The sequence below is a fragment of the Cryobacterium sp. MP_M3 genome (genome assembly GCF_015752155.1).
Classification (GTDB): Bacteria; Actinomycetota; Actinomycetes; order Actinomycetales; family Microbacteriaceae; genus Cryobacterium.
In genome coordinates this window covers 99,670-117,884 of record NZ_JADOVI010000009.1, presented here as the reverse complement: position 1 = coordinate 117,884, position 18,215 = coordinate 99,670, and the positions used below count along the sequence as shown (strand labels likewise).

General features: G+C 70.9%; 18 protein-coding genes. 6 read left to right on the top strand and 12 right to left on the bottom strand.

What is annotated here, in order from left to right:
• Positions 1 to 31: 31 nt before the first annotated feature.
• A complete protein-coding gene (locus IWX89_RS11810) occupies positions 32 to 1,183 on the bottom strand; it encodes an alkaline phosphatase family protein (RefSeq protein WP_196903753.1) in 1,152 nt (383 codons plus the stop codon).
• Between the two features lie 108 nt (positions 1,184 to 1,291).
• On the opposite strand from IWX89_RS11810, the gene IWX89_RS11805 reads away from it, so the two are divergent.
• Positions 1,292 to 1,468, top strand: a complete 177-nt coding sequence (locus IWX89_RS11805; protein WP_196903752.1) for a hypothetical protein — start codon at positions 1,292 to 1,294, stop codon at positions 1,466 to 1,468.
• A 4-nt stretch (positions 1,469 to 1,472) separates the two neighbouring features.
• Here the strand turns inward: IWX89_RS11805 and IWX89_RS11800 are convergent, their stop codons facing one another.
• On the bottom strand, positions 1,473 to 1,883 hold the full coding sequence (locus IWX89_RS11800) for a TIGR03618 family F420-dependent PPOX class oxidoreductase (protein WP_307836532.1): 411 nt from the start codon (positions 1,881 to 1,883) through the stop codon (positions 1,473 to 1,475).
• Positions 1,884 to 2,044: 161 nt separating this feature from the next.
• On the bottom strand, positions 2,045 to 2,845 hold the full coding sequence (locus tag IWX89_RS11795) for a nuclease-related domain-containing protein (protein ID WP_196903750.1): 801 nt from the start codon (positions 2,843 to 2,845) through the stop codon (positions 2,045 to 2,047).
• Positions 2,846 to 3,003: 158 nt separating this feature from the next.
• Here IWX89_RS11795 and IWX89_RS11790 point away from each other — a divergent pair, with 158 nt between their 5' ends.
• The 3 genes from IWX89_RS11790 to IWX89_RS11780 all read left to right on the top strand — a co-directional run bounded on the left by IWX89_RS11790 (position 3,004) and on the right by IWX89_RS11780 (position 5,082).
• Positions 3,004 to 3,534: a hypothetical protein gene (locus IWX89_RS11790; RefSeq protein ID WP_196903749.1), complete on the top strand. Its 531-nt coding sequence runs from the start codon at positions 3,004 to 3,006 to the stop codon at positions 3,532 to 3,534.
• Positions 3,531 to 4,409 (top strand): SDR family NAD(P)-dependent oxidoreductase, encoded by an 879-nt coding sequence (locus tag IWX89_RS11785; RefSeq protein ID WP_196903748.1) that lies wholly within the window; start codon positions 3,531 to 3,533, stop codon positions 4,407 to 4,409. The genes IWX89_RS11790 and IWX89_RS11785 overlap by 4 nt, the downstream gene beginning before the upstream one ends.
• 106 nt (positions 4,410 to 4,515) lie before the next feature.
• Positions 4,516 to 5,082, top strand: coding sequence for a hypothetical protein (locus tag IWX89_RS11780; RefSeq protein WP_196903747.1), 567 nt, complete (start codon positions 4,516 to 4,518; stop codon positions 5,080 to 5,082).
• Positions 5,083 to 5,103: 21 nt separating this feature from the next.
• Here the strand turns inward: IWX89_RS11780 and IWX89_RS11775 are convergent, their stop codons facing one another.
• The 5 genes from IWX89_RS11775 to IWX89_RS11755 are packed head-to-tail and all read right to left on the bottom strand — an operon-like array spanning position 5,104 to position 9,654.
• Positions 5,104 to 5,970, bottom strand: a complete 867-nt coding sequence (locus IWX89_RS11775; RefSeq protein WP_196903746.1) for an SDR family oxidoreductase — start codon at positions 5,968 to 5,970, stop codon at positions 5,104 to 5,106.
• Positions 5,971 to 5,977: 7 nt separating this feature from the next.
• Positions 5,978 to 6,538: a MarR family winged helix-turn-helix transcriptional regulator gene (locus IWX89_RS11770; RefSeq protein WP_196903745.1), complete on the bottom strand. Its 561-nt coding sequence runs from the start codon at positions 6,536 to 6,538 to the stop codon at positions 5,978 to 5,980.
• Between the two features lie 46 nt (positions 6,539 to 6,584).
• Positions 6,585 to 8,144 (bottom strand): tripartite tricarboxylate transporter permease, encoded by a 1,560-nt coding sequence (locus IWX89_RS11765; protein WP_196903744.1) that lies wholly within the window; start codon positions 8,142 to 8,144, stop codon positions 6,585 to 6,587.
• Positions 8,144 to 8,647 carry a tripartite tricarboxylate transporter TctB family protein gene (locus IWX89_RS11760; protein WP_196903743.1) on the bottom strand — a complete coding sequence of 168 codons (504 nt, stop codon included), beginning with the start codon at positions 8,645 to 8,647 and terminating at the stop codon, positions 8,144 to 8,146. Before IWX89_RS11760 ends, IWX89_RS11765 begins: the two co-directional genes overlap by 1 nt.
• On the bottom strand, positions 8,644 to 9,654 hold the full coding sequence (locus IWX89_RS11755) for a tripartite tricarboxylate transporter substrate binding protein (protein ID WP_231383204.1): 1,011 nt from the start codon (positions 9,652 to 9,654) through the stop codon (positions 8,644 to 8,646). Before IWX89_RS11755 ends, IWX89_RS11760 begins: the two co-directional genes overlap by 4 nt.
• Before the next feature lie 207 nt (positions 9,655 to 9,861).
• Between IWX89_RS11755 and IWX89_RS11750 the strand changes: the two genes are divergently transcribed.
• On the top strand, positions 9,862 to 11,601 hold the full coding sequence (locus IWX89_RS11750; RefSeq protein WP_231383203.1) for an ATP-binding protein: 1,740 nt from the start codon (positions 9,862 to 9,864) through the stop codon (positions 11,599 to 11,601).
• Positions 11,594 to 12,298 carry a response regulator gene (locus IWX89_RS11745; protein WP_196903742.1) on the top strand — a complete coding sequence of 235 codons (705 nt, stop codon included), beginning with the start codon at positions 11,594 to 11,596 and terminating at the stop codon, positions 12,296 to 12,298. Before IWX89_RS11750 ends, IWX89_RS11745 begins: the two co-directional genes overlap by 8 nt.
• A gap of 125 nt (positions 12,299 to 12,423) precedes the next feature.
• Here the strand turns inward: IWX89_RS11745 and IWX89_RS11740 are convergent, their stop codons facing one another.
• The 4 genes from IWX89_RS11740 to IWX89_RS11725 all read right to left on the bottom strand — a co-directional run bounded on the left by IWX89_RS11740 (position 12,424) and on the right by IWX89_RS11725 (position 18,109).
• Positions 12,424 to 13,809: an MFS transporter gene (locus IWX89_RS11740; RefSeq protein ID WP_196903741.1), complete on the bottom strand. Its 1,386-nt coding sequence runs from the start codon at positions 13,807 to 13,809 to the stop codon at positions 12,424 to 12,426.
• 58 nt (positions 13,810 to 13,867) lie between these two features.
• Entirely contained in the window at positions 13,868 to 15,097 is a 1,230-nt protein-coding gene (locus IWX89_RS11735; protein WP_196903740.1) for an acyl-CoA dehydrogenase family protein, read from the bottom strand.
• Between the two features lie 79 nt (positions 15,098 to 15,176).
• On the bottom strand, positions 15,177 to 16,742 hold the full coding sequence (locus tag IWX89_RS11730; protein ID WP_196903739.1) for an aldehyde dehydrogenase family protein: 1,566 nt from the start codon (positions 16,740 to 16,742) through the stop codon (positions 15,177 to 15,179).
• The gene (locus tag IWX89_RS11725; RefSeq protein ID WP_196903738.1) at positions 16,739 to 18,109 is read right to left on the bottom strand and encodes an aminotransferase class III-fold pyridoxal phosphate-dependent enzyme; all 1,371 of its coding nucleotides are present in this window, start codon (positions 18,107 to 18,109) and stop codon (positions 16,739 to 16,741) included. The genes IWX89_RS11730 and IWX89_RS11725 overlap by 4 nt, the downstream gene beginning before the upstream one ends.
• Between the last annotated feature and the right edge of the window lie 106 nt (positions 18,110 to 18,215).

Here is an 18,215-nt window from a genome sequence, read left to right as displayed (position 1 = left end):
ATCGGGCCCAGGCCGGGGCGTGGCGAACCGGTCAGGGTGCGATGTTGAAGACATCCGCCCCGAACCGGGCCAGCCCCGGTGTGGAGGCGTAGCCGAGGTAGGGCAGGCCGAAGGCATCCTCGATGCTCGCGAGCAGGCTGTAGTGGTTGTAGGGCGTGTTCGATTCGGTGCCTCCCGCGATGAACGGGGAGAGCACGAGGGCGCCGACCCGGCCGCCGCCGGGGCCGTCGATGCCGGGCCGGTCTGCGTTCGGCCCGGCCGACTCGCCGCAGCAGGCGGTCGAGTCGGCTGCCACACTGTCGGATTCGTCGAAGGTGATCACGAGCATGCCGTCCTGCCGGAACGCGGGCGAGGCGAGGATGCGCGGCACCCACTCCCGCAGCCACCCGTCGGCCGCGGCCAGGCCGCCGGCCTCCCCGTCGACGCAGGGCGCGTCGTGGCCGTCGTGGCAGAGGTTCGGGGTGATGATCGCGAGGTTCGGGGTGCTGTCGACGGCGGACAGGGCGGCGGGCAGAGCGTCAAGGTCCAGCACGTTGCGGGCGCAGTCCGGCGAGCCGGTGATGCCGGCGAAGTAGACGAACGGGTTGTGCCGGGCCGCATACTGGTCGCCGGGCCTGGCCCGCTGGGTGTCGTCCCGGGTGCCGGGCGCCGGATGCCGGCAGGACTCCCCCATGTCCTCCGAGTACCCCTTCCAGGTGCGGCCGGTGTCGGTGAGCTGGCCGGCGACCGTGGGCACGCCGGCCGGGAAGACGCAGCCCTCGCCGACGGCCTGGCCGAACGCCGCCGTGCCGGTCTGGTCGAACGCGGTGTAGGTCTGGCAGTCGGACTGGGTCTGCGGATTCGGGCCCTGGCCCGAGATCTGCGCGATGTAGTTCGGTAGCGAGTGGTGGGCCACCCCGAAGTACTGGGTGAGGAGCACGCCCTGGGCGCGGAGGGTGGACGACAGATAGGGAGCCGGCGAGCCGGAACCCCAGGTCTGGTCGTAGCCCTTGTTCTCGAGGTTGATCACCGTGATGTGCCCGACCCCGGGGTGGGCCGAGGCGGCCGGGGAGCTCGCCGGGCCGGGCGGGGCCCCGGAGACCCCGGCCTGCGGGCCGTGGGCCTGCCACAGCGCTGCCGCGGCGAGCGCGATCAGCAGCACGACGGCCGCGCCGACGACCCGGCGAACGCGCGGTGTACTCATGACTCCATCATCTGTCATCGAGCCCGGACCCGGTCAGGTTCGGGCGGCGACGTCGATCCCGACGACCCGTCGGACGAGCGGCCTCGGCGGCCCGCCTACGCTGGGTTGATGGTTGACAACATGACGATCGTCCAGACCCAGCTCGGCCTGCTCGAGGGGCACATCAACACCATCAAGGAAGACGGCGCGGCCCCGCGGGGCGTCGAAGAGGCTCTCGTGAGCATCTGCCGGGCCCTGGACGCCCTGACCGATGAGGTTCACCGGCGGCTCCCCGCGGAGTCCTGATTCGCTAGTCGCTCGTCCCCGTGACGCCGGTCGGACGCATCCGCGGCGAACCCATCACTGTGACCACGTCGATTTCGATCACGACCCGGATCGGGTTGACGCGCGGCTGCTGGTAGCGCGCGGCATAGAGTTCCACCGCCCGGGCGACGGCGGCCGGGTCGCGGTCGATGCTTGCGGGGCCGGCGAACGAGATCCAGCGGCGCCCGTCGACCTGGGCGAGGGTGGCCTGGCCGCCGCGCTCCACGTTGCGCACCTTCTGGGTGCCGTCGGAGGTGATGATGCGCACGACGCCGCCGTCGAGGGTGAACCCGACCGGCACCGAGTGGATGCCGCCCCGCGATCCGAGGGTGGACAGAACGCCGAGGTGGCGTTCGGTCAGGAAGCCGGTCGCATCATCCGTCAGGTCGCTGGTCACCCTCCCCAACCTAGCCCGCCGGGAGGGAACTCGGACCGCGGCGGTCAGCCTCCGTTTTAGACGTCGAGGCCGAACCGGTTCAGCCCCGGGGTGGCCGCGTAGCCGAGGTAGGGCAGCGCGAAAGTGTCTTCGATGCGACGTTCAGGCGCGCGGGCGCCGGCTCAGCCGGCGAGCCGGGTCGCTTCGAGGGCATGCAGCAACGCGATGCTGCCGCCGATCGCGGAGGCCGCACCGACCAGAGCCCAGAGCAGGCGACGGATGCCCGCCGACCGCACCCGCGCATCGAGCACGGTGAAGCGGTCCATCAGGTCGTCGTCGGTCTCGGCCAGGGGCAGCGGGCGCCAGGTGTTCGGGCTGTCGACCAGATCGGAGACCTCCTGCACCTCCCCGGCGCTCAGCACGGGGTGGAGCTTGACCAGCCAGCGGCGCAGGTCCCGGGCGTCGATCACCTTGACCTGCTCGGGCTTGTCCGCGATGGTCAGGCGCCTCGGGTCGACCAGTGCGATCACCGGTTGCACCGGCGTGAGCAGCGGCATCCGCTCCCGCACCAGTTTCGTGACCCGTTCGGCCTGGAACTCGGCGTCGCTCAGGTGGGGAACCTTTCGACCGGCGACCAGCATGGTGCGCTTGCCGACCCAGACGTCGGCACCGTGGCGGCCGGTCGTGCTGCTGGGGTGCATGGAGCTGATGGTGAAGATGCCGCCGGGGCCGACGACGAGATGATCGATGTCGGCGCCGCGGCCGGCGACGGGAATGGCGTGGAAGACGATCCAGTCCGGCGGGAGCGTCTCGAGGAGGGCTCCGACGGTGATCTCACCCTTTGCCCCCAGGTACCGGGGCATCCCGTCGACGCCGAGCGGTGAACCGCCGAAGAGGCGCGCAGGCCACGACAGGGGCGGCGTGCTCCCCTGCTCGTGCAGCAGCTGCTCGATGACCGATTGGGCCGGGAAGCGCTGCCGCATGGCTGAACTGTCCATCGTCATCGCTCTCCCCGGCTGCTGAAACGAATCTAGCGACTCGCGGTCAACGGACAGCAGTCCCCCGAAAGGGGTATTCCCGGCGATTCACCGGCGACGCTCTGCTCGCCACGGCCGACGCCCTCGTCGCCGCGTACCTCGCCGTGGATTCCCAGGGCCGGCTCGCCGGACCGCAGGCCAGGGTCGCCGAGGCGCAGAAGGCGATGGCCCTCGCCACCGCACTGGTGCTGGTGGTCACGGACGGCGCGGTCAGCATCCACTCGGCGATTCCGATCAGTGTCGTCGGCGTCGGCGCCCTGCTCCTGGCTGCCGGGGCCGTCATGTCGAACCCCACCTGGCGGCGCCACAACACGGCCGCGCGAACCGCCGCATCCGCCCGGCGCGTTGAGCTGCTGGGTTTCGACCCGCTGGCCGAGCCCGACCGTCTGCCCCGCAGCTGGACCGACGCCCCCAGCCAGAGGAACCGCCTGGACCGGTTCCTGCGCGACGTGTACACCAACTTTCCGTCGGCGGACGAGCTGCCCGAGCTGGTGCTGCCGACCGTGCGGGACCCCGGCGACGAGCCGTCGCCCCGGGTGCGAGCGGCGCTGGAACACTTCGCCACGGTCGACGCGGCCCGGGACGCCTGCGAACCTGCCACGGAATCGGCGGACGGTACTACGCTCCGGGCATGACCGAACCGCTTCGCCCGAAGACCATCCTGGTGACCGGCGGCAACCGCGGCATCGGTCGTCTGCTCGTGCTGGAGCTGCTTCGCCGGGGCCACCACGTGGTCTTCACGGCTCGCCGGCCCGGCGCGGGCGAGGCGGCTCGGGCCGAGTACGCGCGGCTCGTGCCGGGGGCGAAGGTGGAGTGGCGGCCGCTTGACCTTGCCTCGCTCGCCAGCGTGCGCGGGCTCGCCGGCACTCTGCTGGGCGAGGGCCGCCGATTCGAGGTGGTCGTGCACAATGCCGGCACCCTCGCGCCGCCGCCGGAGCGCCGGATCACCTCGGACGGGCTGGAGGAGACGCTGCAGATCCACACCGTCGGGCCGTACCTGCTGAGCACGCTGCTGCTCCCGGCTCTGGCCAGGCCGTCCCGCCTGGTCTTCATCGGGTCGGCACTGCACGAACCCGGCAGTCGGGGCGTGCCGGTGCGGTTCAGGTTCGACGACCCGTTCCTCGACGCCGAGTACCATCCCGACCGGGCCTACAAAAACGCGAAACTCGCTCAGCTGTGGCTGGCCCGGGAGTGGGAGCGCCGGCACGGCGGGGACGGGGTGCACGCCGACGATGTCTGTCCCGGCTTCGTGCCGGTCACGGCATCCGCCACGGCCCGTGGCAGCATGCGCCTGCTGCTGCGCTGGGTGCTGCCGCTGATGCCGTTCGCGACCACCCCGCGCGCCGCCGCGAACCTCGAGGCCGACTGGGCCGAACGCGACCCTGCCCTGCCCGGCGGCGCGTACTTCGACGGCGCCCGGGTCACCGAGCCGAGCGCCGACGCGGCGGACCCCGAGCTGGCCCGGGCGTTCTGGGCGTTGCTCGAACGGTGGGCGCCGACCCGCGGGTAACCGCACGGTTGAGGGAGACGACCGCTGTCATCACGCAGCTGGGAAGCGAGAATTTCTCGGCGCGGCTGTCACCCGAATGCGGGGTCTGTCCCCCACACTGGGGGGCATGAGTTTCATCACGACAACGAGGCTGCAGACGCGAACGTGGATCGTCGCTGCCGTGGTGGGCGCGGCCGCGCTGCTCGCGACGGCCGGGATCGCCTCCGCGGGCGGAACCGACGACACCCGGCTCACCGGCACGGTGCTCGCGCACGCGAGCGACGCCGCCCTGGCCGAGCTGGGCCCCGGCACCGTGACGGATGCCCACCGCCGCACCGCCCCCGGCCCGCCCTACGCCGTGGAGACCCGGCTCGCGAACGGGGTCGAGGTGACCGTCGAACTCGACGCGTCGTTCGCCGTGGTCTGGGTGAGCGCGCCCGGCTGGCTCGGCGATGCCGCGGCCGGACTGCCCGCGCGCGCCCTGGACGGCGCCGAGCATGCCAGCGTCGAGCGTACCAGCGCCGAGCAGGTCGCCCTCGCCGAGGTGGGCGGCGGCACCGTCACCCGGTTCGTGCGCAGCGACGCCGTGGACCACGCTTTCGAGGTGGAGGTCACCCTCACGAACGGCACCAAAAAGGTGATCGAGCTCACCCAGCGCAGCGAGGTCGTGCGCCCGTCCGGCGCGACCGGCTGACCAGACGCTCCGGGCAGCCGGTTACTTCCAGAACGCCTGGTGGTCGAGCGCGAATTGCCGGAATGAGGTCGCAGGCGCTCCGGTCAACCTTCGGATGGCACGATTCGGGAGGGCTGACACCTGCAGCCGCACGATCCGGTAGATCATCTCCTGCACCGCGATGAAGTCCGCGGAGGCACCCCGGGCCGCGAGTCGGGCGCTGTATTCCGCAGCGGTCGGCCGGGCGTAACTAATGCGCCGGCCGAGCACCTCCGAGAGGATGCTCGCGACCTGGTCGTAGGTGAGCGACTGCTCGCCCGAGAGCGTGTAGGCCCTGCCCAGGTGTCCCGGTTCGGTGAATACGCGCGCGGCGACCCGGCCGATGTCCCTGGCATCGATGAACGCGGTGTGGGCGCCGGCGGCCGGCAGGTAGATCTCGCTTCGCTCCCGGATCTCGTCCCGGTAGACGGTCGACAGGTTCTGCATGAAGAAGTTCGGCCGCAGGAACGTGTAGGGCGCCTTCCGCTTTCTCAGGTGCTTCTCCACGGCGTGGTGCGGCGTGGCGGTGTTGAACTGCACGCCCTGCAGGGAGAGGAACACGATCTGACGGATGCCCTGCTCCAGCGCCACGTCGATCACCGGGAGCAGGGTGTCCCCGACGTTCGCGATCGCCGGGGGGCGAAGCAGGAACAGGCGGTCGACCCCGGCGAAGGCGCCCGCCCAGCCGGACGGGACGGCGAAGTCGAACTCGCGCGCCTCACTGCCCGGCACGATGCCTGCACCCGAGGCATCGCCGCCCGGCCCCGGAGCACGCACCGCCGATACGACGTCTTCGCCGGCCGCGACCAGGGCGCCGGCCACCGCCCGCCCCACCGTTCCGGAGGCTCCGGTCACGAGGATGCTGCCCATCAGGTGCTCATTTCTTCTTCACCCGCGGGCCTGCACCTCGGGCTGTCGATGCCGGCGCCGGGTCCGGCGCCGCCTGGACCTTGTTCAGCAGTCGTTCCAGCTCGACCACTTCGGCGCTGGTCAGGGCGTCGAATCGCGGCGCCAGGGCGACGGCGTACTCCCGCTGGAACGCGTCGACCTCCACGGCGGCGTCGGCCGTGAGACGGATGATGCGGCCCCGCCGGTCGGCGGGATTGACCTCGCTGGTGACCAGGCCCTCCGACCGGAGGGCGTCGACGAGCTGGGTCACCGCGCCGCTGGTCACGCCGAGCGCGGCGGCCAGGCCGCCGACGCCCAACCCGGTGCCGGTGCCGGTGCCGGACCCGGTGCCGGTGCCGCCCGCCTGCGACAGCACGAAGAGGAGGTCCAGCTGGGACCGGCCCAGCGCCCGGTCCTGGAACGGGTAGCTGCCGCGCGCCGTGAACTCGCGGTTCACCGTGCCGATCGCCGCGAGCACCCGGGCGAGGCCCTGCTGGCGGCTCGCGCCGCCCTCCCGGCCTCCGTCGGCGATCCCCGCTTGCCTGCCCATCGTCCACCGCTTCCATCCAGTGGATTTAGTTTAGCAGCTAAAGCATTCAGCGCACGAGAGAGTCCGGTGTGTCGGCGTTCTCCGGCTTCGTCTCCTCGCCCGCCGGGACATCCGGGCGGCGCACCCACCGACGACGCACGAGCCGCACCAGCGGCGGCACCACCAGGAAGATCACGATCGCCGAGTACATCACCACGGCCAGCGGCTCCCCGACGAGCGCGGCCGGGTCGCCGGCGCTGATCTGCAGCGACCGGCGCAACTGCCGTTCCATCTCCGGGCCGAGGATGGCGCCGACGATGATCGGCAGCACCGGGAATCCGTAGCGGCGGGCAACATAGCCCAGCGCTCCGATCAGCAGCAGGATCACGATGTTCAGCGCCTGCAACCCGGCCGCGTACGCCCCGAGCACCGCGAAGAACAGGATTCCCGCGTAGAGGTAGGGCCGCGGGATCCGCAGCAGTTTCGCCCAAAACGGCGCCAGCGGCAGGTTGAGCGCCAGCAGCAGCGTGTTGCCGATGAAGAGGCTCGCGATCAGGGTCCAGACCAGCACCGGTTCGGTCTTGAACAGGAGCGGGCCCGGGTGGATTCCGTACTGGTTGAACGCGGCGATCATCACCGCGGCGGTCGCCGTGGTGGGCAGGCCGAGGGTGAGCAGCGGCACGAGCGTGCCGGCGGCGGAGGCGTTGTTCGCGGCCTCCGGCCCGGCGACGCCCTCGATCGCGCCCTTGCCGAACTCCTCTGGATGCCTGGACAGCTTCTTCTCCACGACGTAGGAGAGGAAGGTGGGGATCTCGGCCCCGCCGGCCGGAATGGCGCCGAACGGGAAGCCGATCGCGGTGCCGCGCAGCCACGGCTTCCAGCTGCGCTTCCAGTCGTCCTTGCCCATCCACGGCACGCCGACCGGGATGGTGGCGGGCTTGCCGTGCCGCAGGTGTGCGGCGATCCAGAGCGCCTCGCCGACGGCGAACAGGGCCACCGCGATCACGACCACGTCGATCCCGCCTGCCAGGAGCGGCTGGCCGAACGTCATCCGCGGCTGCCCGGTGGTGGCGTCCATGCCGACCAGCCCGATCGCGAGCCCGATGAATAGGGAGGAGAGCCCACGGATGCGGGAGGTGCCGAGCACGGTGCTCACCGCGATGAAGGCGAACATCATCATCGCGAAGTACGACGGGGCGCCGAGGCTGATCGCGATCGACACGATGAACGGGGCGACGAAGACGAGGGCGGCGGTGGCGATGGTGCCGGCCACGAACGAGCCGATCGCCGCGGTCGCGAGCGCCTGGGCGCCCCGGCCGGCCTTGGCCATCTTGTTGCCCTCGAGCGCCGTGACCACCGACGAGGACTCGCCGGGGGTGTTGAGCAGGATCGAGGTGGTCGAGCCGCCGTACATGCCGCCGTAGTAGATGCCGGCGAACATGATCAGCGAGCCGGTCACGTCCAGCGCATAGGTGAGCGGCAGCAGCAGGGCCACCGTCATCGCGGGGCCGATGCCGGGCAGCACGCCGACGGCGGTGCCCAGCAGCACCCCGATCAGGGCGAACAGCAGGTTCTGGAGGGTGAGCGCATTCGCGAACCCCTCCATCAGCAGGGTGAGGTTGTCCATCAGAGAATTCCCGTCAGCAGGCCGGCCGGCAGGGGGATGCCGAGACCGAGCACGAAGCCGTAGAAGGTGGCCACGGCCAGGGCCGCCCCGATGAGCAGGCCCCAGACGTAGTGCCGGGAGCCGAGCAGCAGTGTCGAGCCGTAGAAGAGGAGCCCACTCGTGATGACGAAGCCGAGGGCATCCATGGTCAGGGCGGCGGCCAGGATCAGCCCGGCCAGGCCGAGCAGGGTGGGCCAGTGCGCCCCAGTGGTGAGGTCGATGTCCTCGCCCTCCTCCGGGTGGCCGTGGCCGCCGCGGAGCACGTTGACGGTGAGCGCGAGCGCGCAGGCACCGAGTCCCGCCGAGATCACCGTGGGCACGACCTGCGGCCCCATCACGCCCGCGTTGACGGCGGTGTGCCGGATGCCCGCCGCGTCCACCGCGACGACGAGGGCGAGCACTCCGAGCAGGGCTGCGACACCCAGCTCGGAGCGGCCGCGCATCAGGGTGCGCGGCGCGGTCACACCAGTCCCAGGCTCTTCAGCGTCGTGGCGACGCGCTTGTCCTGGTCGGTGAGGAAGGAGGAGAACGCCGTGCCGGTGCTGAAGGAATCCGTCCAGCCGTTGTCCTTGACGACTTTCGCCCATTCCTTGCTGTCGTGCATCGCGGTGACGGCGCCGACGAGCCTGGCCCGCTCGGCCGAGGTGATGCCCGGTGCAGCGAGCAGCCCACGCCAGTTGGTGAAGACCAGGTCGACGCCCTCCTCGGTGAGGGTGGGGGCGTCGACGACGGGGACTCGCTCCTCGCTGGTGACGGCGAGTACGCGGAGTTCGCCGGACTTGATCTGCTCGAGGAACTCGCCGTAGCCGGAGGCCGCGAACTGGAGCTTGCCGCCGAGGATGGCCGGCAGCATCTCGCCGCCGCCGTCGTAGGCGATGTAGTTGACGGCGCCCGGGTCGATGCCGACGGCATCCGCCAGTTGCATCGGCAGCAGGTGGTCCGGGCCGCCCGGCGAGGAACCCCCGCCGACCGCGAAGTTCGCGGGGTCCGCCTTCCACGCCGCGACCAGGTCGCCGAGGGTCTGGTACGGCGAGTTCGCCGGCACGAAGATCGCACCGGCTTCCTCGATCAGGCGGGCGATCGGGGTGGCGTCGGCGACCTTCGCGTCGCCCTCGTTCGTGTAGGCGGCGCCGACGACGCCGAGGCCCATCACGAGCAGGAAGTTCGGGTTGCCCTTCTCGGTGAGGGTGCGGGCCAGTCCGACCGTGCCGCCTGCCCCGGCCAGGTTGGTGACCTCGGTACCGGAGCTGACCCCTATCTCGTCCATCACCCGCACCGCGGCGCGACCGGTGACGTCGTAGCCGGAGCCCGGGGCGTTGGGCACCATGACCTGCAGTCCCTTGTAGGGGCCGCTGTCGGTGGCCGTCGTCGACGCGCTTCCGGTGACCCCGCACGCGCTCAGCGCGAGCACCAGGGTCGAAGCCACGATGGTGGTGCCGATGAGCCGCCGCGTCATTGCTGGTTTCCTCATTGCGTTCCTTACGTTCTGATGGCCGGCCTCGTCGCCGACAGGGTCCATGGTGCGCATGCCTCCACCGGCATCGACAACTTATGGTCCTAGCGAACGTTGTGTAGCTTGTGTGCGGGTTTCGTTTCTCCCCCATTGTGCGCGACGATTCCTTAGGGCCAGTGTCGACCGGACAGCGTCGACCGGCCCAGGCAACCGGCGGGAGGGCAGATGCGTTCGACAGCAGCACGGGGCGCCGCGCGCGGACTGGCCGCCGGGCCGCCGCGCCCCCGGCTGAGCCTGACCCGCCAGCTCCTGGTCTTCCAGCTGAGCCTGCTCGCCATCGTGCTCGTGGCGGTCACCGCCATCTCCCTCGAGCAGACCCGCACGACCTTCGAGAGCATGCAGCAGCGACGGATGCTCGCGGTCGCCGAATATGCGGCGGCCAACCCGCTGCTGCGCAGCATCCTCTCCGTGGGTTCCAATGCGGGTGCCGGCTCCGATGCAGGTGCCGGCACGGACCCGGCGGAGTCCCGGCCGCAGCGCCTGGCCGCGCCGGTCGAGACGTTGCGCACCACCACCGGCGTCGACGAACTACTGGTCACGGATGCGATCGGCCGGGTGCTCGCCTCGCCGGCCGACCCGCGCCTGCTCGGCGGAAGCCTGCGGCTCGAGGGGCCGAGGCCTGCTTCCGACGGGTCGTGGTCGGGTGTCGCGCCGCTCGGCACGGTCAGCCACGTCGTCGCCCGGGTGCCGGTGCTCGATAACGCCGGCCGGCTGGTGGGGATGATCGTGGCCGGGCGCCAGGTTCCGGCGTTCGCCGGGCTGCTGGCCACCGCCGCACCGAACCTGCTCACCTACCTCGGGGTGGCCGGAGTGCTCGGCCTCGCCGGGTCCTGGTGGCTCGCCGCCCGGGTGAAACGCCAGACCCTCGGGCTGGAGCCCGAGCAGATCGCCCGGCTGGTCGAGCACCGGGAGGCGATGCTGCACGGCATCCGCGAAGGCGTGGTCGCGGTCGACGCCGACGGCACGATCACGCTGGCCAACGACAGCGCCCGCACCCTGCTCGGCCTGCCCGACGATGCCGAGGGACGGTCGATCGACGCGGTCGGCCTCGGCCCGGACGCGGTGGCCGCCCTGCGCGCGCACGGCACGAACGACCGCGACACAGCCCTCGTCAACGACGGGGTGCTGCTGGTGCTCAACCAGACCACGATCCGGTTGCCGCGTTCCCGGCCGGAGGTGGTCACCACCCTGCGCGACCGCACCGAGTTGGTCACGTTGCAGCGCGACCTGGGCAGCAGCCAGCAGGCCACCGACACCCTGCGCGCCCAGACCCACGAGTTCGCGAACCGGTTGCACACGATCTCGATGCTGATGCAGCTCGGCGACAGCGACGCCGCCGTCGACTACATCGACGCGGTCACCCGCGACCGCACCGAGCTCGACCGGGACGTGCTCGCCCGGATCGAGGAGCCCGCGGTCGCCGCGGTCCTGATCGCCAAGACGTCGCTCGCCCGCGAGCGCGGCGCCGACCTCACGCTCTCCCCCGCGGCCAGGCTGCCGCGGGTGGACGCCGGGCTGTCGACCGACCTGGTGACCGTGATCGGCAACCTCGTCGACAACGCGCTCGACGCGGTGACCGGGGCCCGCACCCGCACGGTGACGGTGGACATCCGGCTGACCGGGGCGGATGCGCCGGGGCCGGCCGCGGTGCGGGTGCGGGTGCACGACAGCGGACCCGGCGTGGAGAGCGCCTTGCAGGGCCGCGTGTTCGACGTCGGGGTGACGTCGAAGACGCCCGCCCAGAACGGCGCCGACCACGGCTACGGGCTGGCGATCGTGCGGCTGGTCGCCGGGCGCCGCGGCGGCCGGGTCGACTACGAGAACGCGAACGGGACCGTCTTCGAGGCGGTGCTGCCGCTCACGGCGGAACCGGCCCGCCCCGATCGGGAGGCCAGCCATGTGTGACGTGCTCGTCGTCGACGACGATTTCATGGTCGCCCGGGCGCATGAACGGGTCGTGGCTCAGCTGCCCGGTTTTCGCGTGGTGGGGGTGGCGCACTCGGGAGCGGAGGCGCTCGCACTGATCACGGCGTTGCGTCCCAGACTGGTGCTGCTCGACATCCACCTTCCCGACATGACCGGGCTCGAGGTGATCCGCCGCGCCAGGGAGGGTGGCCAGGACGTCGATTTCCTCGTGCTGAGCGCCGCCAGGGAGTCGGAGACGATCGGTGCGGCCCTGCAGGGCGGGGTGGTGAGCTACCTGCTCAAGCCGTTCAAGATCTCGGAGCTGCAGGCGAGGTTGAATGCCTACGCGACGCGGTGGCGCGTGCTCGGCCGGTCGGGCGATCTCAACCAGAGCGACCTCGACCAGGCACTCGGGGCGACCGGGTCGATGCACGCCCTGGTCCCGCTGCCGAAGGGGCTCAGCAGGGAGACCGCCGCGCTGGTCGAACGCACCCTGGTGGCGAGCGCGCCCGACATCGCCGCCTCCGAATGCGCGGAGGCGCTCGGGCTCTCCCGGGTGGTGGCCCGCAAATACCTGGAGCATTTCGTGCTCGGCGGACAGGCATCCGTCACCCTGCGTTACGGCCGGACGGGGCGTCCCCAGCGCCGGTACGCCTGGGGTGAGCCGGGGCGGGCGGGCGTCGATGGGGGCCCCTGAGCGCGCACGCGGTAGCGTGAGCAGACGCAGCAGCGTGGCAACCGGGTGAGTACACCCCGTGGGCAGACGCAGCAGCGGCGCCGACCGGGTGAGTTCACCTCGGGTGGCGCCGCGCGTCTGTGCCCCTACCTGGCCGCCACCCTGGCGTCCCGCAGCTGTTCGGGCGTTATGATCGCGATCGACGAGGTGTCCTCTAGCGAACGTCCCTTCGTTTCGACCGCCCACGCGTAGGTGACGACGAAGCCGATCACGGTGAGGATCGCCCCGATGAGCATGACCCCGCTGACGCCCAGGTGGTCCAGGCCGATCGGCATCAGGAAGGTGCCTGTGGCCGCGCCGATCCGGCTGATGGCGACGACGATGCCGACGGCGGTGGCACGGATCTCGGTCGGGAAGAGCTCGTTCGGGTAGATCCATTCCATCAGGCTGGGGCCGCCGGAGACGAAGGCGTAGAAGCAGAACGCCAGGATGACGAACCACACGGGCCCGTGGGGAAGCAGCCACAGCGCCAGCAGCGGGATCGCCATGAGGGCGAAGGGAACGACCGTCATCGGGCGCCGGCCGAGGGTCTCGACCGGCTTCAGGGCCGCCGCATTGCCGATGACGAAGAGAAGGCTGATCACGGCCGTGCCGATGATGTCGAGGCTGCCTCCCTCCAAACCGAAGGACAGGAGGATCATCGGGCCGAAGATATAGATCGCGTACTGCGGGGTGATCTGGGCGAAATACAGCACGCCGCACATGATCACGCGTTTGCGGTACTTCCGGCTCAGGACCAGGCGCAGAGCCTCGAGGGTGGGCAGGGTCTTGTCCTCGGTGTTGACCGTGCTCAGGGACACGTCCCGGTGGCCGTAGACCTGTTCGATCACGTCGTGGGCCTCGGCTATCCGGCCCTTCTGGATCAGCCAGCGCGGCGATTCAGGGATGCCGCGGCGAATGACCACGACGATGACACCGAGAATCGCGCCGCTGAGCAGCATCCACCGCCACAGGCCGTAGCCGCCGGACGCGGTGACCATCACCCAGCCGACCACGAAGGCGGTCATCGCACCGAGCCCCCAGGCGAGGGCGGAGAGGCCGATCATGTAGCCGCGCTTCTTCACGGGCGTGAACTCGGTCAACAGCGACGTGGCGATCGGATAGTCAGCGCCGATCGCCAGGCCGATGATGAATCGCAGGGCGATGAGTTGCCACGGACCCTGGACGAACGCGGTGAGGAAGCAGGCTCCCACGAGGACCATCAGGTCGACGGCGTACATCTTCTCGCGGCCGATGCGGTCGGTGAGGGTGCCGAAAACGATGGCCCCGAAGAACATGCCGATCAGTGATGCCGCCCCGATCAGGCCGACCTGAACGGGGCTCACCGGGAAATCCGCGACGAATCCGACGAGGGCGACTCCGATCAGGCTGAGGATGTACCCGTCGAGGAACGGTCCCCCGCAACACGCGATCAGCAGCTTCCGGTGGAATTTCGAGGTGGGGGCCTCGTCCATGATGGCTAGCGAACTCATTCGATCTCCTTTGATGATGAGTGGGGTGTTCGGTGCGGGTGGAACCGGGGACGGAAACTCAGCGGAAGGCCGGGATACCGGTGATGTGGTTGCCGATGACGAGCGTGTGCACCTCGTCGGTGCCCTCATAGGTGCGCACGCTCTCGAGGTTGTTCGCATGGCGCAACGGCGAGTAGTCCAGGGTGATGCCGTTGCCGCCGAGCACCGTGCGAGCCTCGCGGCAGATCGTGATCGCCTCACGAGTGTTGCCCAGCTTGCCGATGGAGATCTGGTGCGGCTTCAGAGTTCCGGCGTCCTTGAGGCGGCCGAGGTGCAGGGCGAGCAGGGTGCCCTTGTTGATCTCCAGCGCCATGTCGACGAGCTTCTGCTGGGTCAGCTGGTAGCCGGCCAGTGGCTTGTCGAACTGCATCCGCTCGCCGGAGTAGGCCAGGGCGGTGAGGTAGCTGTCTCGCGCCGCGCCCATGACACCCCAGATGATGCCGTAGCGCGCCTCGTTCAGGCAGGCGAACGGGCCGCTCAATCCCCTGGCCTTCGGCAGCATCGCCGAGGCGGGCAGGCGCACGTTGTCCAGGTCGATCTCGCACTGGATGGAGGCGCGCATGGAGAGTTTCGGGCCGATCACGGTGGCCGTGAACCCGGCCGTCTCGGTGGGGACGACGAAGCCGCGCACCCCGTCGTCGGTCATCGCCCAGATCACGGCCACCTGGGCGACGGCGGCCAGGCCGATCCAGCGCTTCGTGCCGGTGATCACCCAGTCGTCGCCGTCGCGGCGGGCGAACGTGGTCATGCTGCTGGGGTCGGAGCCCGAGTTCGGTTCGGTCAGCCCGAAGCATCCGATTGCCTCGCCGGCCGCCATTTTCGGCAACCATTCGTTCTTCTGCTCTTCGGAGCCGTGCTTGTGGATGGCGCTCATGGCGAGGGATCCCTGCACGCTCACGAAGGTGCGCAGGCCCGAGTCCCCGGCCTCGAGCTCCAGTGCGGCCAGCCCGTACTCGACGGCGCTGCGGCCGGGGCAGCCATAGCCCGTCAGGTGCATTCCGAGCAGGCCCAGCTTCGCCATCTCGGGCACGATCTCCAGGGGGAAGACCGCGTTCTCGTACCAGCCGGCGATGTTGGGCCTGATGGTCGAATCGACGAAGGCACGCACCGAAGCGCGCAGGGCCACCTCCTCGGCGGTGAGCAGGGAGTCGATGTCGATCAGGTCCGAGGTGTCGACCTGGGGCGCGGCGACGATGCCGGCGGGAGAGTCGGACAGCGCGGGTTCGATCTGGGTCGAGAGATCAGTCATGGGATTCGCTTTCGTCGGGTGGGGCCGGAAGTCGGGTGCGTGCGGTGTGTGGTGCGTGCGGGGTCAGGATCGTGTCGCGTCAGGCGGTGGGCAGCGTCAGGCGGCCGTCGATGCGCCGGGGAATACGCCACGGGTTGTCGGGGTGAAGGGCCGCCGGCAGGTGCGCCGGATCGGCATTCTGCACCGCGACCGGCCGCACGAAGCGGTCCAGCGCGCCCGCGCCGACGCTGGTCGCGTCGGACCGGGAGGTGGCCGGCCACGGCCCGCCGTGCTGCATGGACCAGCTGGTGGCCACTCCGGTCGGCCACGCGTTCAGCGCGACCCGGCCGACCTGGCCGAGCAGCCGTGCGACGACCTCCGCCGACTCCGGGTCGCCGGGGCCGCCGGTGAAGACGGATGCGACCAGGCTCGGCTGCAGCCGGGCGAGGGCGTCCAGCGCGGCGGCGGCATCCTCGTACTCGCAGACGAGCGCGACCGGGCCGAAGCACTCCTCCAGCAGGCGCGAGCCGGGGTGCGAGCCGGGGTGCAGTTGCTCCACCCGCACCAGGAAGGCCTGCGGGTCGACCGCGTAACCGTCGGCGGGGTCGAGGGAGGTGTCCGTGGCTTCGGCGCCTGCGTCTTCGGCGGCCCTGGCGAGACCGGCCAGCCCTGCCCGGTAGCCGCGCGCGATCCCGGCGGTCAGCAACGGGGCCCGGGGTACCTGCCGGAGCTGGGCCCGCACGGCGTCGAAGATGCCGGCGCCGGCAGGCGCGAAGAGTAGCCCGGGCTTAGTGCAGAACTGGCCTGCCCCGAGGGTGAAGGAGCCGACGAAGCCGGCCGCGATCCCCGCACTGTCGGCCGCGGCATCCGTCGTGACGAAAACCGGGTTCACGGTGCCCATCTCGGCGAAGACCGGCACGCCGCGCGCGGCGGCGCGCGCCACGAGCGCCATGCCGCCGCCCTGGCTGCCCGTGAACGCGACCGCGGTGATCTCCGCGGCGTCGACGAGCTGGAGTCCCGCGTCGAAGCCGACGACGAGGGCGTAACTGCCCACGGGGGCTCCGGCCCGGTCGAGGGAGTCGGCGACCAGCTCCGCCAGCCGCACGCTGAGGCGAGGGTGGGCCGGGTGCGCCTTGACGATGACGGGGCAGCCGGCGCCGAGCGCCGAAGCCACGTCGTGGCCGATCACTCCGAAGCCGAACGGGAAGTTGCTGGCCCCGAACACCGCGACCGGGCCGACCGGGATGTTCCACCGGGACAGGGTGGAATCGCCGCCGATGCCCTCGGTGCTGGCGCCCAGGTAGCTGCCCTCGGCCGCGACCGCGCCGTAGAAGACGGTGCTGGCGGCGCATTTGGCGAGTTCGCCGCGCAGCCGGTCCGCGCCGAGGCCGGTCTCCTCGCCGGCGAGCTGCACCAGTTCGTCCTCGTGGACCCTGAGGGCGTCCGCGATCGCGGCGAGCCAGGTCTCCCGGGTCGCGGGGCTGGTGCCGGCGACGCGGGGAGCCGCGCCCTGCGCCCGGCCCAGGATCTCGGCGACCTGCTCGGGCGCCGTGTGCGGGACGCCGCCATGCTGCTCCCCCGTGCGCGGGTCGAAGCTGGGGTCGACGCCGGCGTCGAAGCCGGGGTCGAAGCCGGGGTCGGCTGCCGGCGCCGCAGGCCCGCTCACGCGTGCACCGCCGCACCGACGGACTGCTCCGCGTAGACGGACTCGACGGCTCCCCGCAGCACGAGGAGCCCGTCTTCGAGCAGGTCCTGGCCGATGACGAGCGGGGGAAGCAGACGGATGACGTTGCCGTACGTTCCGCAGACGAGCACGAGCACCCCCTGCTGGTGGCAGCGGGCGGCGACCGCGGTCGCGAGCTCGGGGCGCGGCTCGAGGGTCTCCCGGTCGGCGAATTCGATCGCGAGCATGGCGCCGCGCCCGCGGAAGTCGACGATCGGGGAATCCTCGGCCACGAGCGGTTCCAGGATGCGGCGGGCGGTGCTCTCGATCCGCAGCGCCCCGGCGAGCAGGTCCCCGTTCTCGAACGCCTCGAAGACGCCGAGCGCAGCCGCGCAGGCCAGCGGGTTGCCGGCGTACGTGCCGCCGAGTCCGCCGGTGTGCACGGCGTTCATCAGCTCCACCCGGCCCGTCACGGCGGTCAGCGGCAGGCCCCCGCCGAGCGCCTTGCCGGTGACGAGCAGGTCCCCGGCGACGCCCTCGTGCTCGCTGGCGAACATCGTGCCAGTGCGTCCCATCCCGGCCTGCACCTCGTCGAGCACGAGGACGATGCCGTGGCGGGTCGCGAGGTCTCGGAGCCCGGCCAGGAATCCGGGCGCGGGCACGATGAATCCGCCCTCACCCTGGATGGGCTCGATCACCATGGCGGCAAAAGTCGCGGGGCCCTGCTCGGCCAGGATCGCCTCCACCCGGGCGAGCGCCTCGGCTGTGGCATTCTCGGCGCCGCCCGGCCAGCGCAGCGGAGCCGCCATCGGCGCACGCACGATCTCGGTCGGGAAGGGCCCGAAGGTGATCTTGTACGGATTCTCCTTCGCGGTCATGGCCATGGTCAGCAGGGACCGTCCGTGGTACGCGTCGTCGAAGACGAGGACCTTCGCCCGGCCTGTCGCGGCCCGCGCGATCTTGATGGCATTCTCCACGGCCTCGGCGCCGGTGGAGAACAGCGCAGTGCGCTTGTCGAAGTCGCCGGGAGTGCGGGCGTTCAGCCAGGCACAGACAGCCGTGAACGACTCGTACTCGGTGACCATGAAACAGGTGTGGGTGAAGCGGCCCAGCTGCTCGCTGACCCGGGACTGCACGAGCGGGTTGGCGGCTCCGACGCTGGTGACCGCGATGCCCGAAGCGAAGTCGATGATGCGGTTGCCGTCGACGTCGAGCAGGATGCCGCCCTCGGCCCGGTCGATGAACACCGGCAGGGCGATCCCGAACCCGCTCGAGACCTGCTGCACCCGTTCGGCGTGCAGAGCCTGGGACCGGGGGCCCGGAATCGCGGTGCGGAGAAGACGGGATTGGGGAACGGTCGCTGTGTCCATCGCCCAAATGTAAGCGAGGGCCTCACGCTTGACATCGTACGAAGCGTCCAAGAACCTGCCAGACCTTGGCTAGAGTGTCCAAGGTATTCCCCGTTTCAGAGTCGAA